Genomic DNA, 290 nt, shown 5'->3' with positions numbered 1-290 from the left:
CATTTGGGACAGTGGGGGATACCGATTCTGGCATATAAAAGACGCATATAATCGTAGATCTCCGTCACTGTTCCCACCGTGGAACGCGGGTTTCTGTTGGTGGATTTCTGGTCGATGGAGATCGCCGGGGAAAGTCCCTCGATGCTCTCCACATCGGGCTTCTCCATCTGCCCCAGGAACTGGCGGGCATAGGACGAAAGGGATTCCATATACCGTCTCTGCCCCTCGGCGTAGATCGTATCAAAGGCCAGGGAGGATTTTCCCGAGCCGGAAAGGCCGGTTAAGACCAC

At 55.2% G+C, this 290-nt stretch carries 1 pseudogene; it reads right to left on the bottom strand.

What is annotated here, in order from left to right:
* Positions 1-290 (bottom strand): annotated as a pseudogene (uvrA, locus tag NE591_RS15305) (ABC-ATPase UvrA); the annotation flags it as partial.

This window comes from Adlercreutzia sp. DFI.6.23 (assembly GCF_024462535.1).
Classification (GTDB): domain Bacteria; phylum Actinomycetota; class Coriobacteriia; order Coriobacteriales; family Eggerthellaceae; genus Adlercreutzia; species Adlercreutzia rubneri.
This window is presented reverse-complemented; position numbering and strand designations above follow the sequence as displayed.